This window comes from Paenibacillus sp. JNUCC-31 (genome assembly GCF_014844075.1).
In the GTDB taxonomy this organism is placed as follows: Bacteria; Bacillota; Bacilli; order Paenibacillales; family Paenibacillaceae; genus Paenibacillus.
Window position 1 is genome coordinate 4,934,030 of sequence record NZ_CP062165.1, and the last position, 15,163, is coordinate 4,949,192.

The 15,163-nt window shown below is 46.2% G+C and carries 14 protein-coding genes; 9 read left to right on the top strand and 5 right to left on the bottom strand.

Going from position 1 to position 15,163, the window contains the following annotated elements; genetic code table 11:
* Positions 1-8: 8 nt before the first annotated feature.
* Positions 9-1,685, bottom strand: a complete 1,677-nt coding sequence (locus JNUCC31_RS21320) for an ABC transporter substrate-binding protein (protein WP_228469161.1) — start codon at positions 1,683-1,685, stop codon at positions 9-11.
* A gap of 197 nt (positions 1,686-1,882) precedes the next feature.
* On the opposite strand from JNUCC31_RS21320, the gene JNUCC31_RS21325 reads away from it, so the two are divergent.
* Positions 1,883-2,746, top strand: coding sequence for a helix-turn-helix domain-containing protein (locus JNUCC31_RS21325; protein ID WP_192264528.1), 864 nt, complete (start codon positions 1,883-1,885; stop codon positions 2,744-2,746).
* Between the two features lie 162 nt (positions 2,747-2,908).
* On the opposite strand, the gene JNUCC31_RS21330 is transcribed toward JNUCC31_RS21325, so the two are convergent.
* The 3 genes from JNUCC31_RS21330 to JNUCC31_RS21340 all read right to left on the bottom strand — a co-directional run bounded on the left by JNUCC31_RS21330 (position 2,909) and on the right by JNUCC31_RS21340 (position 5,009).
* Entirely contained in the window at positions 2,909-3,478 is a 570-nt protein-coding gene (locus JNUCC31_RS21330; RefSeq protein ID WP_192264531.1) for a YdeI/OmpD-associated family protein, read from the bottom strand.
* A 23-nt stretch (positions 3,479-3,501) separates the two neighbouring features.
* On the bottom strand, positions 3,502-4,011 hold the full coding sequence (locus JNUCC31_RS21335; RefSeq protein WP_192264533.1) for a DinB family protein: 510 nt from the start codon (positions 4,009-4,011) through the stop codon (positions 3,502-3,504).
* Between the two features lie 80 nt (positions 4,012-4,091).
* A complete protein-coding gene (locus tag JNUCC31_RS21340; RefSeq protein WP_192264535.1) occupies positions 4,092-5,009 on the bottom strand; it encodes a helix-turn-helix transcriptional regulator in 918 nt (305 codons plus the stop codon).
* Between the two features lie 257 nt (positions 5,010-5,266).
* Between JNUCC31_RS21340 and JNUCC31_RS21345 the strand changes: the two genes are divergently transcribed.
* Together JNUCC31_RS21345 and JNUCC31_RS21350 are read left to right on the top strand one after the other, a co-directional pair.
* Positions 5,267-5,614, top strand: coding sequence for an ArsR/SmtB family transcription factor (locus JNUCC31_RS21345; RefSeq protein ID WP_192264537.1), 348 nt, complete (start codon positions 5,267-5,269; stop codon positions 5,612-5,614).
* A 30-nt stretch (positions 5,615-5,644) separates the two neighbouring features.
* Positions 5,645-6,160 (top strand): SRPBCC domain-containing protein, encoded by a 516-nt coding sequence (locus JNUCC31_RS21350; RefSeq protein WP_192264539.1) that lies wholly within the window; start codon positions 5,645-5,647, stop codon positions 6,158-6,160.
* A gap of 79 nt (positions 6,161-6,239) precedes the next feature.
* Here the strand turns inward: JNUCC31_RS21350 and JNUCC31_RS21355 are convergent, their stop codons facing one another.
* Positions 6,240-7,157, bottom strand: a complete 918-nt coding sequence (locus tag JNUCC31_RS21355) for an ArsR/SmtB family transcription factor (protein ID WP_062323924.1) — start codon at positions 7,155-7,157, stop codon at positions 6,240-6,242.
* Positions 7,158-7,492: 335 nt separating this feature from the next.
* Between JNUCC31_RS21355 and abnA the strand changes: the two genes are divergently transcribed.
* The 6 genes from abnA (at position 7,493) to JNUCC31_RS21385 (ending at position 15,091) form a co-directional block, all read left to right on the top strand.
* Positions 7,493-8,470 (top strand): arabinan endo-1,5-alpha-L-arabinosidase AbnA, encoded by a 978-nt coding sequence (gene abnA, locus JNUCC31_RS21360; RefSeq protein WP_192264542.1) that lies wholly within the window; start codon positions 7,493-7,495, stop codon positions 8,468-8,470.
* A 132-nt stretch (positions 8,471-8,602) separates the two neighbouring features.
* On the top strand, positions 8,603-9,943 hold the full coding sequence (locus JNUCC31_RS21365; protein WP_192264544.1) for an ABC transporter substrate-binding protein: 1,341 nt from the start codon (positions 8,603-8,605) through the stop codon (positions 9,941-9,943).
* Positions 9,944-10,209: 266 nt separating this feature from the next.
* Positions 10,210-11,100 carry a carbohydrate ABC transporter permease gene (locus JNUCC31_RS21370; RefSeq protein ID WP_062324023.1) on the top strand — a complete coding sequence of 297 codons (891 nt, stop codon included), beginning with the start codon at positions 10,210-10,212 and terminating at the stop codon, positions 11,098-11,100.
* A 25-nt stretch (positions 11,101-11,125) separates the two neighbouring features.
* Positions 11,126-11,968, top strand: a complete 843-nt coding sequence (locus tag JNUCC31_RS21375; RefSeq protein WP_192264546.1) for a carbohydrate ABC transporter permease — start codon at positions 11,126-11,128, stop codon at positions 11,966-11,968.
* A gap of 56 nt (positions 11,969-12,024) precedes the next feature.
* Positions 12,025-13,446, top strand: coding sequence for an arabinan endo-1,5-alpha-L-arabinosidase (locus tag JNUCC31_RS21380; protein ID WP_192264548.1), 1,422 nt, complete (start codon positions 12,025-12,027; stop codon positions 13,444-13,446).
* Positions 13,447-14,110: 664 nt separating this feature from the next.
* Positions 14,111-15,091 (top strand): glycoside hydrolase family 43 protein, encoded by a 981-nt coding sequence (locus JNUCC31_RS21385; protein ID WP_192264550.1) that lies wholly within the window; start codon positions 14,111-14,113, stop codon positions 15,089-15,091.
* Positions 15,092-15,163 lie beyond the last annotated feature (72 nt).

A 15,163-nucleotide genomic window follows, 5' to 3' on the forward strand; every position in this document is an offset into this window, starting at 1 on the left:
TTGTGCTCCTATTCATTCCAGAGTTTGATGCGATCCTGGACGTATTTGGTGAATCCCTGTTCCATTTTTTCGACACCTGCATCAATGAGCTTCTGCTGATAGTCATAACAGATGGCATCGAATTCTTCCGGTTTGGACATGACAGCCAGTGGAATCTGCTTCCATGTAATGTCCTTCACCTTGTTGGCTATGATGTTGATCTCATCATCACTTGGCACGGAGATGTTCCATACCGCTCCCCATGGTTTTACCGGGAAGTCCTTCTCATTCGGAAACAGATCCATCCAGGTCGTTGCATCATAAGCTTTAAGGGTTTCTTTCTCTGCATCCGTGTAATTCTCAATGATCTGCTCCGGGAAGTTCTTAGTAAAGTAATTACCAGTGGAGTCTTTGACGCCATCCCCATAATGACCACCGATATTGGTGTAAAGGCCTACGCCGGATTCTTTGGTAAAAGCGATATTGTCATTGATAATACGCTGCTGCACATCCGCAGGCACAACCCGTTTGCCATCCTCCATGGTATATTGCTTGCCTTCAACGCCCCAGTAGTTGAGAATCTGTCCTTCTTCGGAAGCGAGGAAATCCAGAAATTTAATGGCTCGAACCGGATCCTTAGCGCTTTCAGTTATTCCAACTCCCCAGCCGGCCATGAAACCTGTGGGCTGGTAGCGATTATCCTTGTACTGATCAGACAGCATGACAGAATAATGACCATAGGTCTGATCATTTTTTCCTGCTGACTTCAACGCTTTTTCTCCATCGGAGTAACCCCAGTCAGCATCAATCAGACCAATTACGCGACCTGAAGCAACTTTGGCGAGATATTGGTCGTTTTTCTGAACAAAAGATTCCTGATCAAGCAACCCGGTATTATACATATGGTTAAGCCACTGAAAATACTCTTTCTCGCCTTCCGTGCGGAAATGATAGGTAGCTTCATGCGTATCCGGATCAATGTAGTATTCACCATCGCCTGATTTGCCCGTGGTCTCGGCAGCAGGGTTTGTCACGGTAATTTGGATATGCCAATCATCTGCATTCAGTGACAAGCCGATATTTTTGTTGCCATTTTCATCGGTAGGGTGCTTCTCCAGGTATGATCGAATGACATTTTCATAATCTTGCAGTGTCTTGATCTGAGGGTACCCCGCCTCCTTCACAGCCCGATGCTGCAGTTCGAAACCTGCGCCTGCCACGAAGTTGACTCCATCGATAGCTGAGTAGGTAGGAATGACATAGATGGACGGGTCATCGTTGCTGTAGCGCAAACGCTTGATTTGGTCACCGAACAGTTTCTTGATATTTGGGGCATGTTGTTCGATTAGATCGGTAAGATCCAGCATGGCACCTGCATCAACCAATTTGTCCAAGTCCCCTTTGGGACTGATCAGATCGGGGTAATCGCCGCTTGCAGCGATCAGTGCCAGTCGCTGCGCGGGGTCTGACACGGCGAATTCGGCATCAAGCGTAATACCTGTCTTTTTGGTAATTTCCTTACCGACATCATCCTGCATCTTATTCCAGTTCGCGTTGGAATCTGCTCCGAAGAAAGTCAACGTCATCGGTGAAGTATCACTGGCATTTCCTTCATTGCCTTCCACGCCTTCATTACCACTACTGCATCCCGCCAACAAGCTTAAGGAGAGTGTAAGTGCGACAGAGCATTTTGCGATCTTTCTCATCGAATGAACCATATTAACCCCCTGATGTTTTCTATTATTTTTTGAATACGGTTACAATATTGCCCTTAATCTGTGCTTTATTTTAATCACTACACGAGGAATTATATCGATCCAACCGTCGGCAAACCTTGATTTTTCGGACCTGGAGTAGCATGATATAGACATTCAGCCCAACAATGTTCGCGGAGGGGGATCTTTTGAGTAATGCATATTTGAGGTGGTTTACTTCAGACCACGAATTTCCATTTTTTATTCAATATGGCGGACACGACGAAGACATGGAACTTCATAGGCATGTTGATTTTTCTGAACTCGTGATCGTACTGAATGGGAATGCCACGCATATCGTCAACACTGAGGAATCATTTATCAAGAAGGGAAATGTATTCGTGATCAATGGGGACACTCCGCATGCCTACAGGGCCCCTCATGATTTTCAGATATGCAACATTATGTTCAGACCCGAAATGCTCGCTTCCGCCGGACCGGATCTGAGGAAATCCAAAGGATTTCAGGCTTTGTTTGTATTGGAGCCGTTTTATCGCAATATTCACTCCTATCCGAGTAAAATGTCCTTGCCTATTTCCAATCTGGAGTATGTGGAATCACTGATTTCTGTCATGATTGGGGAGTACGGAGGCAAGCAGCAAGGATATCAGACGATGCTGGTCTCCCGTTTTACGGAGATGGTTGTTTATCTGTCGAGGCACTATGATACACAGGATAAGGGGGTAGAGGGTACTAATCTGTTCCATCTGGCCAATGCCATTTCCTATATCGAGGATCATTATCTCGAACCCCTGTCCTTGGAGGAGATTGCAGGGAAGTCGAATGTTTCGGTAAGGCACCTGAACCGGATTTTTCGATCCTATTATCAGATGACTCCGATCTCCTATTTACAGAAGCTGCGTCTGGAAAAGGCATGTTATCTGTTAAAACACGGAAACCTGTCCATTACGGAAATTTCTTATGAATGCGGGTTTAACGACAGCAATTATTTTACCCGCCAGTTCACAAAGGTATATTGTATGTCCCCCAAGATGTATAGACAAACTCTATAACATTCCACTATGGTACGATAGGGTATCTGCCACGGAGTCTGTATAACGATAATGAGGCCGATTACAAAAAAAACAGGATCTCCTAATTGGGAGGTCCTGTCCTGCGTTGCAATGACAAACTTTATCCTGTAATTCGATTCAATTCAATGATTTTAATGCCGTTCAGTAATCCAAAAGACGTCCGTAGTCATGCCATTGACCGTACATTTTGTTTTCTTTCGTGTGTGTTATGAATTTATCCAGTCTACTTTTGAATAGTTCAGGCTGATTTCTAACGCTTTGGATCGTGTCGATCCGAATTTTTTGATAGAGAGCTGGAAATGCCAAGAAATTCGCATAAACCTGCTTTTCCTCTTTTAGTCTTTTCTCGATAACAAAATCCATTTTAAAAGCATCGTGATCCATCTCAGGAAGTACGTTTCTTCCTTCGCCGCTCATTAATCCTAACTTTTCAAGACGGCGGACACGTTCTTTATTCAATTCAGTCCATGAACTTCGTTTGCTTCGGGGAGACAATCTCTGCGCAAGCTGATTTTCGGATATTTTCTTTTTGATCCCATCGATCCAGCCAAAGCAAAGTGATTCTTCGACTGCGTCCAAATATAACAGCGTGTTTTTGGTTGGTTTCATGCTGACAACTACCCAGCAGGACTTCTGAGTCTTTCCATGCTCCTGCAACCAAATTCTCAAATCTTCTCTTGAATTGGCGGTAATTAAATGTTCGTTTTTCATTGTTAAAATATCGTCCATCTTCGCTATACTTTAGCGGGTTCCTGATACCAGAAAAGGGCATAGTCGTTCATGACGGATGCGTGGCCTAATTGACGCAGCATGGTCGATATATTGCCTCTGTGATAGGTCCCGTGATTCACTACTTGCAGCACAATTTCCGAAAGGCGCGTTTGCCGGATACCGGCATATGGATTGTCAAGCAGGATCGTTTGCCCGAGATCATCTTGGCTTTGGAACCATTTATTGTATTGATCCGATAACTGGGCAAACAGATGGATGTATTCATCTACTGAATCCAGGATGTTTTCATTTAACGGCATACATGTTTGCAGGGCTTCTCGCATATCTACCCCGGTCAAAACCAGATACCATGTCTTATCAACCACATAGATATGGTTAAGAGCATGTGCAAGGGTCGGGAACGAGCTGTTTACTTCCTGATTCAGAACAGAAGGCGGGAGTTCCTTGATTCTTCCCAAGATCGTTTGGTTGGCCCATGTGTGGTAGTTATACATTTGTTCTGGCTGGTTCATTTGTATCGTCTCCTTTGAATTGGTTATGGATTGGACTGTTTATAAAATGATTATAAAAAAAGAAGTATGACAACAGACTGTCATACTTCCTCATAAAGTTGGAGTGCATTTCGAAGTTGTTTTTGTATGATTTCTCTCAGTTCAAGAGGCTCAAGAACTTCAACCCCACTACCCAAACTCAGCAGAAAAGAGCAAAGCCATCTCGCTTCCAGCGGTTGATCAACCGGGATGCGCATCGTCATACTTCCATCGTCATGAAATTGTTTATCCGCTTGGTGAAAATGATCCAACGCCTCTGCTAATGCATCCGTGCTCACCCGAAATACTACATCACGAACTTCACCTTTCCATTCTCTGTTAGACAAAGTCGCCTCTTTCGGCACATCGAGATGCGGCTGGAAGGAGCCCTCTGTCAGGGACAGGTGGATCATTCGTGATAGACGAAACTCCCGATAATCCTGTCGTGATCGGCAAAATCCATAAACATACCAATTTCGATATTTAAAATGAAGTCTCACCGGTTCCATAAAACGGGTTGTATATTCATTTTTTGTATTAATGTAATCAAAAGAGATGACTTTACATTCGGTAATGGCAGTGCGTAAATCACGAAGTGCATCCGGAGTCGTTCGATGAGTTTCCAGGTCCACTTCCAGACTTGACGTTTGCTGCTGCGTTCCAACCGTTCTCAGTCGTTCAATCGTTCCTTGCGCACGCGCGTCTTCAAACACGGTGGAGAGACTGCTAAGCACGGTGATCAGGGAATTGACATCGTACGAACCGAGCAAGCTTTTTTCCATCTTGTATCCATCCATCATGCCATATCCGCCCTTATGCCCTTGAAACGAGATGACCGGGAATCCAGCAGCACAGATGGCATCGATATCCCGATAGATGGTTCTTTGAGACACTTGAAACTCTTCAGCCAGCCTGGAGGCAGACAACACTTCATGATTCAGCAGCTTGTAGATGATTGAGATCAATCTCTCCAACTTCATATATAATCCCCACCTGTTATTCCAATTCGTAACACTGGTGATTATTATTACAGATTGTCAATAAAATTCAAATAGTATTTCCATCGGGATATAGTATACAACATTCGGGATTATTTAATAAAAGGTATGAAACCTTTGATAATATTCCTTTACAGGAATATTCATTGTGGGGTATACTTTAAATATCAGGAAGAAGACATTTAAGGTGAAGGAGATGAGATTTACCTAACACACTATAACTGAATGAGGTGAACAGCATGTCAGGACAAAATCCGGGTATGGATATGGCCTTGCTGGGCGCTTTGGCTGAACCGAATCGTATGAATATCGTCGAATTATTACGTGATGGTCCTCTTACTGTGGGGGAAATTGCTGAACAGTTGGGATTACGTCAACCTCAAGCTTCGAAGCATTTGAAAGTGCTTAGTGATCATGGCATTTTGGACGTAAGGGCCGAGGCTAACCGCAGGATTTACAAGCTCCGTCCAGAACCTTTTCAAACGTTGGATGAGTGGGTGCAGTCGTTTCAGAACATCATGGAAGAACGTTTTGACAATCTGGATCATTATTTGCGTGAACTGCAAAGTAAGAAAGACAAACCATAGGTATTCGCTAACTCATAAGGAGGAATGACAATGTTAAACAACGGAATGGCGTCGAGTGTGGAAAATGAAAAGGTACTTGTACTTGAGCGTGTATTTGACGCACCTCGTGAGCTTGTGTTCAGCATGTTCAAGGAAGCGGAACATCTTCAGCGCTGGTGGGGACCGAGAGGTTGGGCCATTCCCGTCTGTAATGTGGATTTTCGACCAGGTGGTGTTTGGCATTACTGCATGAAATGTGAGGATAAGAACCAGGGAGATTTTTACGGTATGGAATCTTGGGGAAAAGGTGTGTATAAGGAAATTGTTGAACCGGAACGGATTGTTTATACCGATTATTTCTCGGACGCCGAAGGCAACACAGATGAGAACCTGCCGACAACCGAAGTAACCATGCTATTCATTGATCTTGGGGGCAAGACAAAGATCGTTAATCGATCGGAGTATGTATCCGCAGAGGCATTGCAAACCGTCATGGATATGGGGATGTTGCAGGGAATTACGGAAACCTGGGACCGTCTGGCGGAACGTCTGAACGAAGTGAAGTAACAGAAAATGAAAACAGCCGTCCGTTTTTAACTGGGCGGCTGTTTGTTCATTATTGAGGTGTAACACGCTTTATTCGCAACTATTCTTCTTGCACATTATAAAGTACACGGGCAAGCAGATTCTGTCCATAATTACCGAAATTTTTGCCGAAGATCGTTAATCCCCGTTTATTCAAAGGTCCGTCGGTAACGGCGATCCGAAAATGGATATCGCTCTTGTAATCCAGGCCGATCTCGTTCAGGGTAACATCCGAGATACGGCATCCATCAATATAACTGCCCTCCTGGGTAATGCGGATCAGCTTCAGCATTCCATATTGGTTCAGATGGGGTGGCCACCAGTCCGGGTTGAACGTACCTCGCGTATTGCCAAAATCGCCTGGGCTCGTCCAGCAGCCAATCTCAATGCCGTTGACGTAGAAATAGATATCCGAAGGGTAGTTGTCGCAGAAACCAGGTGCTTCCGAACCCAATTCCATGGACAACTGGATTTCGCTGAACGTCTGATTAGGCTTGAGGTAGTTGGGGATGCGATATTCCAGATAACCTTCAGCCAGCCAAATCATCTCCGCATCAATACGGAGCGGATCGGCAAAATAGCGAGGATCATCGAACTCGCCGACGATGCTGTCCCGGGTAGCAAGACCACATGTAGGGGCTGCCTGATAATCACTGTAATGACCTACCTGAATTTCAACCTCGTATCGGTTATAAATTTCCTGTGAACGCAGGTCCACCATTAGTTTTTCCTCATTGAGATAACAAATCTTCTGAATTCCGTGTTTGCCAACTGCAGTATTGATCTCGATCAATCCGCTTTCTTCCAACTTTTTGATATGCATGGTGATCGCGCCGTTGCTAAGTCCGAGCTTGGTTGCTAGATCATTGAGATTAAGACTTTGATTCTTTGCCAGCAGCTCAATGATCTGAATCCGGATTTCCGAACTGAGCGCCTTGAAAATATTCACACCCGACATCAGATCTTTAATATAAATCATAGGTGGAGTTCCTTTCCCCGTTCTGAACAAAGCCCTTCTGATTATGGGCTTTTGCACATTTATATGTTTTATTTTAAATAATTATAAATGATTACCCGATGGAAGGGAAGGGCGGAGAAAAGGAAGCCAAATCCCTTGTTTACTTAGCATAAATAAGAGTATTACTTATTAATTGTTAATTATTATCTTTAAAAAATAACTTGAATCATTTCACATATATTTGAAATATACCATTGAATTGTGATGTAACCGCTTTTATAATCCTAGTATACCTAAATTGATTTAATACTTCATGAACCAAATTAACTATTTGATCAGGAGAGGTGGAATTCAGTTTGGAAAAGTTCAAAGGATTAAAAGGTTTGAGGAAAAAGCGTTGGGCATTACCGGCACTGCTGGTACTTGTTTTGCTACTGGCAGGTCAGTCTCGGGCATTCGCGGCATTCTGGAATTTGACCGGAGATATTGCGGTCCATGATCCATCCATCATCAAAGAAGGAAACTCATGGTACACCTTCTCGACAGGTCCTGGCATTCAGGTACTGAAATCGGATAACGGGTCATCCTGGTATCGTGTTCCGCAAATCTTTCTGAGCAAGCCTTCCTGGTGGGCTACTGCCGTTCCGGGACAGAGCGGTTTGGACGTATGGGCACCGGACGTCGAACAGTATAACGGTAAAGTGTGGTTGTATTATTCCATTTCTACTTTCGGTTCCAACCGATCCGCTATTGGTCTTGCGTCTGCGAACAGCATCGGTGCGGGACAGTGGAAGGATGAAGGGCTGGTGCTTCAGTCTACATCTGCCAATAACTACAATGCCATTGATCCGAATCTGGTCATCGATGCTTCAGGCAACCCGTGGCTTGCTTTCGGTTCTTTTTGGAGCGGCTTGAAGATTGTGAAACTCGATAAAACCACGATGAAACCGACCGGAAGCATATCCTCCATTGCGGCGCGTCCGAATAATGGTGGGGCGATCGAAGCACCGAGTATTGTGTACCGGAATGGCTATTATTACTTGTTTGCCTCGATTGATTCATGCTGTCAGGGCGTAAATAGCACCTACAAAATGGTCTATGGACGTTCAACGAGTATTACAGGTCCGTATGTGGACAAAAACGGTGTGAGCATGTTGAATGGCGGAGGAACCCTGTTGGATTCAGGGAATGTCAAGTGGAAGGGACCCGGCGGACAGGATGTGTATAACGGTAATGTGATTGCGCGTCACGCATACGATGCTGACGATAACGGCAATCCGAAATTGTTAATCAACGACTTGCTGTGGGATTCCAGCGGGTGGCCAACGTACTAGTTTGTTTTATATAAATGTAAAATGTTTTAATAAAGTATTGACTAAAGTGATCTGGGTTTGATAAATTTAACAACAGAAATCTTATTTTACTGAATTGAATACGGTTACAAATCCAGATCAGGAGGGGTTCAGATGGTAAAGAAAAAAAGATTGGTCACACTTATGCTTCTAATGCTGGTAAGTGCACTCGTGTTTGCGGGCTGCGGAGGAAGCAGCGGATCAAGCGGGGACAAGGAATTGACATTCATGTTCCGGGGGGGCACGGATGAACAGAAGGCTTATCAAGCCGTTGTTAAGAAATTTGAAGAAGAGCATCCGGGTGTCAAAGTCAAAATTATCGTAACAGCTGCGGATCAATACGCAACCAAATTGAGAGCTGCCATTACAGGCAACAGCTTGCCGGACGTTTTCTATTTCAACCCTGGTGATGTAAAAGCCTATGTGAATAGCAACGTGCTGATGAACCTGACACCTTACATTGAAAATAATGCGGACGTAGATCTGGACAACATCTGGAAATATGGTATGGACTTGTACCGCTATGATGGCAAAATGGCAGGTCAGGGCGATATCTACGGCATGCCGAAAGATCTGGGTCCGTTTGCACTCGGTTATAACAAGACATTATTTGAAAAAGAAGGCATCCCATTCCCGGATAAGGACAAGCCATATACATGGGAAGAGTTCATTAAGGTAAACCAGCAAGCGACGAAGGATACGAATGGAGACGGCAAACCGGATGTATTCGGTACAGGCTTCAACGTACAGTGGGCATTGCAGTCCTTTGTATGGAGTAATGGTGCAGACTGGCTGGATGAGAGCAAAACGAAGGTAACCATTGATGATCCAAAATTTGCGGAAGCATTGCAATTCTTTGCCGATATGCAGAACAAATACAAAATCACACCTTCCATTGAGGAAGCGCAAACCTTGGATACGTACCAACGCTGGATGAAAGGAGAAATGGCTTTCTTCCCTGTAGGTCCGTGGGATATGAGTACGTTCGAGAAGCTGCCTTTCGAGTATGACTTGCTGCCTTTCCCTGCGGGCTCTACCGGAAAATCCGCAACGTGGATCGGTTCACTGGGTATCGGTGTATCGGCCAAAACGAAACATCCGGAAGAAGCAGCAGCATTGGTTAATTACCTCACAGCTTCCAAAGAAGGCATGCAGCAGTTGGTTGATGCCAAAGTGCAAATTCCGAATCTGCTTGATATGGCAGACGAGTGGGCCAAGGATACTTCAACGAAACCGGCCAACAAACAGGAATTCATTGATATCGTAGAAGATTACGGCCGTGCGCTGCCAGGCAACTACACATACAATGCAGAGTGGTACGACCTGTTCTTCACCGATATTCAGCCGGTGCTGGATGGAAAGATTACAGCTGCAGACTATGTGAAGCAGCAGCAGCCCAAAATGCAAAAGCTGTTGGACAAAGCGGTGGAGCAAGAGAAAAAATCTCAGAAATAAGCATGTTGCAACATGCTGAAATAAGGTGACTGAAAAGATTAAAAGGTAGGTTCCAGAGAGAAGCAACCTACGCCAAATGGATAGAGTAGTGTATTCCGTGTTCAAAAAAAGGCGATGCCAGCAGCCTGCTATCACGCTGCTGGCATCATTTTGGATTCCATACGGGCATGTTGCATGAATTGATCAAGCAAGTAAGCAAGCAAGTAAGTAAGCAGGCATCCATCGATTCATGCAACATGCTGATATTAGAAACAGGGGTGAGCGCAGTGATTACAAAATCTAGTTTGTATCGCAAAGAGAGGCTGTACGGATATTTGTTTATTTTGCCTCCGGTTCTTGGTTTGCTGATCTTTGTTTTGTTTCCTTTTCTGTATTCCTTGTACGGCTCGTTTACGGATTGGGATGGCTTGGGACAGATGAACTTTATCGGTTTAGCCAATTTTAAGGATTTGCTCACGGATGATCTGTTTTACAAAGCGATGTTTAACACCTTTTATCTGATGCTGGGTATACCGATTGGTTTGTTGCTTGCATTGCTGCTGGCGATGGGGCTGAATCGCAAAATTCCCGGAACAACGACGTTCCGTGTAATCTATTATATTCCGGTCATTTCTTCCCTCGCAGCGGTTTCCATCATGTGGAACTGGGCATACAACGGGGATTACGGATTAGTGAATCAGTTCCTTGATTTGTTCGGTATTGAAGGCCCTAACTGGCTCGCGAACAAAGACACGGTTAAACCGGCCCTAATTATTATGACAGTGTGGAAAGGTCTCGGTTACACCATGTTATTGTACCTGGCTGCATTGCAAAGCGTATCACGTACATATTACGAGGCGGCCGAGCTGGATGGAGCGAACGGTTTCCAGATCTTCCGTAACATCACCTGGCCGATGGTGAAGCCGGTTACCTTTTTTCTTGTCGTTACGAATATTATTGGGGGTTCCCAGATCTTCACCGAGATGAACATTATGACGCCTACGGGTGGTCCTGAATATTCTTCCGCATCGATTGTCTTCTATATCTGGCAGAAAGCATTCAGTAACCTGCAAATGGGTTATGCCTCTGCGATGGCCATGATTCTTGGTATTTTCATCTTTGTCATTACCTTGGTGCAATTCAAAATGAACGAAAAATCAGCCTATGATGGGGATTAATGTCTAGGAAAGGAGTGAACCGGAGATGTCTTACAGTCAAAAGAGAAAATTAACGAATTCTATCATTTTTATCGTTTTGGCGATTGGTGCTGTTGCGATGATTGCACCACTGATCTGGATGTTGTCCACTTCCGTGAAGGAGAAGCAGGATGTGTTCGCGCTTCCGCCCGTATGGATACCTGAAGTGTTCCAATTCGGAAAGTATAAGGAAATCTGGGAAGCAGGTCCGTTACTCAGCGGGATTAAAAACAGCTTAATCGTGGCGGTCAGTGTTACCGTTGTCGGGACGTTTACGTCCAGTATCGCTGCCTTTGCTTTTGCCAAATTGAGATTTCCACATAAAAACAAACTGTTTCTCGCTCTGCTCGCATCCATGATGATTCCGTATCCGACCGTCATGATTCCCCAATTCATTATGTTCTCGAAGCTGGGCTGGGTGGATACGTTGTTACCGCTTATCGTTCCAGGGTTATTTGGTAACGTGGTCATGATCTTCTTCCTTCGTCAATACCTGCTCAGTGTACCTGATGCCATTATTGAGGCAGCCAAAATTGACGGCAGCTCCTATTTCCGACTGTATTCCAGTATCACGTTCCCGCTGATTAAACCGGCGATTGCAGCTCAACTGATTCTCTGGTTCATGGGCATCTGGAATGATTATCTGGCGCCGATTATTTATCTGAATTCACCTGAGAAACAGACCTTGCAGCTCGTTATTGCGAACTTTAATGCCACGTATGCGATTCAGACGGATTACCCGCTTATTATGGCTGCGTCCATTGTTGCGCTGTTGCCGGTATTGATCATTTTCCTGATCTTCCAGAAACAGATTATTGAATCGGTAGCCATCTCTGGAGTGAAGGGATGAACCCGCGGAAATCATTCCGGAGTTGGACGAATTCAGGAAAAGGAGTTGTTGCTTCCATGTTACTGCTGCTGTTGGTTGGAGCTACAGGATGTTCTGGAGATGGCGCGGGAGAATCAGTGTCCCCGCCGGCCTTTCCTGCTGCTCCCCAAGATAATCAATTGTATGACACCTCCATTCTGGACGACGAATCGCGTTGGACGGTGAACAATGCACACGATCCGGCCATTATCAAAACAGATCAGGGATATTACGTTTATTCCACCGACGTTCGTGTAGCGGGAGAAGCGAAACCCGGGGTAATGGTTCGTAAATCAGATGATCTGATCAACTGGACTTGGGTAGGTCAGGCTCTGCCGGGTATTCCGCAGGATGCACTCGATTGGACAGGGGCAGTCAATCTGTGGGCACCTGATGTGATTCAGGTTGGTGACACCTACCGCATGTATTATTCGGCCTCGACCTTTGGTAGTACCCGGTCGGCAATTGGATTGCAAACTTCAACTTCACCAGAAGGCCCATGGAAGGACGAAGGACTGGTTGTTAAAACAGCGGAGAATGAAAAGGATAAGCTGAATGCCATTGATGCCAATCCGATAGTAGATGCCGAAGGCAATCCATGGATGGTGTACGGTTCATTTTTTGACGGGATATACATTGCACCTCTCGATCCCGAAACCGGAAAGTTCAAGGAGAAGGGGTATGGTACCCGCATTGCCGCCCGTGATCGTGCTACGGAAGAAGGTGCTGTGGAAGGCCCGTACATTGTGTATAACCCGGAGTTCAAAAAGTATTACTTATTTGTCTCATATGACTCCTTATTCGAAGATTATAACGTGCGAGTTGCACGTTCCGATTCAATTACAGGACCTTACACGGACGTAAACGGCATGAACATGCTGGATACGGAGCATCTGCCTCAGTACGAGGTGGGAACCAAAATTTTGGGTGGTTACCGCTTCACGGAAGGTGAAGGCTGGATTGCACCTGGGCATAACTCCGTCCTTCAAGATGGCGCCGATTATTATATCGTGCATCATGCCCGGGGCGAGACGGATAAAAACTGGCCTTATCTGCATGTACGCAAAATGCTGTGGACCAAGGACGGCTGGCCTGTGGTGTCACCAGAACGTTATGCAGGGGAAACCGCCCAAGACATTCCGAAGTCGCTGATCGCTGGGGAGTGGGAGGGCATAGCGCTTGATCCGTCGGTGGACGGACAGGTGCAGGCAGTGCCCTATGAATTGGAGAGCAATGGTCAAATTAAAAGCGGAAAGGGTTCAGGCAAATGGACGTTTGATGGCAAACAAACGCTCACGCTGGAGTGGAAAGAAAGCCCGTGGGGCGGAGATTCCACAGAGGAGCTCAAGCTTCTCCCGTCCTGGGACTGGGAGCGAAGTCAGCCTGCACTTGTGGTTACTGGCCTGAGCGACCGCGGCATTGCCGTCTGGGGCAAACAGATTAGCGCAGCGGAGAAGTAGAGAGCCATAGATATGGCTCGAAGTTAGGTGGAGCCGACCGAGCGAAGCGGTCGACCCCATAGACCGAGCCGCACCGATGGCTCGGAGTTTGGATGTGGTTCAGCGAGCGTGGAAAGAGCGAAGCTGTTGCTTTTAAGGTGCACAAGCAGCGAAGGGGGAGGAAGGAGCCGCAGGAGCGTCTTTGGCATCCGATTTCAACCGCCAAGAGCGGTGGAATAAGGGAATCGGAGGACAAGAGAGAAACAAGGCCCTGCCACCCCCGGAGCGTCCGCGGTGCACCCCCAGCTGGCCGATAGCTTACGGCCAGCCGTGTCTTTAGTGGGGAGAGTCGACCGAGCGAAGCGGTTGACCCCACATTTACAGAGCCACACCGATGGCTCGGAGTTTGGATGTGGTTTAGCGAGCGTGGAAAGAGCGAAGCTGTTGCTTTTAAGGTGCACAAGCAGCGAAGGGGGAGGAAGGAGCCGCAGGAGCGACTTTGGCATCCGATTTCAACCGCCAAGAGTGGTGGAATAAGGGAATCGGAGGACAAGAGAGCAACAAGGCCCTGCCACCCCCGGAGCGTCCGCGGTGCACCAGCAGCAGCAGGTTTTATGTTTTCCGCTTAAGGTCTACAACTCCTCACTCCGAGCCATACACACACATTTGAAAGGGGAGCGTTCTCATGACTGATTCCATTACATTTACCAATCCCATCCTGGAGCAGCGGGCTGATCCGTGGGTGTACCGTCATACAGATGGTTACTATTATTTCTCTGCTTCCGTGCCGGCCTTTGACCGAATTGAAATCCGGCGTGCACAGACGTTGGAAGAGTTGAGAGATGCCGAGCCTGTAACGGCATGGCACAAACGTGATTCAGGACCGATGAGTGCCAATATCTGGGCACCCGAAATTCATTTTATCGAGGGCAAATGGTACATATACTACGCTGCTGCTCATACTAGCGAGACGAACGAGGGCCTTTTCGACCACCGGATGTATGTATTGGAGAATGATTCTGCAAATCCACTGGAAGGTGAATGGGTAGAAAAAGGACAAATTCAAACACGCTGGGAGACGTTTGCATTGGATGCAACGACCTTTGAGCATAAAGGAATCCGCTATCTGGTCTGGGCCCAAAAAGATCCGGATATTTTAGGCAACTCGAATCTGTACATTTCCGAAATGGAGAATCCGTGGACGCTGCGCGGTGAACAGGTGATGATTTCTACACCTGAATACGATTGGGAGATCATCGGCTTCAAGGTAAATGAAGGGGCAGCAGTACTGCACCGGAATGGGCGACTCTTCATCGGTTACTCGGCAAGTGCGACGGACTACAATTATTGTATGGGTTTGCTCACTGCGGATGAAGATGCCGACTTGCTTGATCCAGCAAGCTGGGTGAAATCGCCTAAACCGGTATTCCAGACGTGTGAGGCAAACGGCCAGTATGGCCCGGGTCATAACAGCTTTACCGTATCGCCAGACGGCAAGACGGATATTCTGATCTATCACGCGCGTAATTACAAAGAGATTGAAGGAGACCCTCTTTACGATCCAAATCGTCATGCTCGTGCACAGGTGATTCGTTGGAACGAAGATGGTACGCCTGATTTTGGAATTCCTGTTCCGGATGGAAAGGCTGCGGCTGAAGCGAAATAATAATACTGCATTTTTTAACAGAGTAAGCCCCTAGTCAGCGAGCCATGCGGATTAGGGGCTTTTACTTATGCC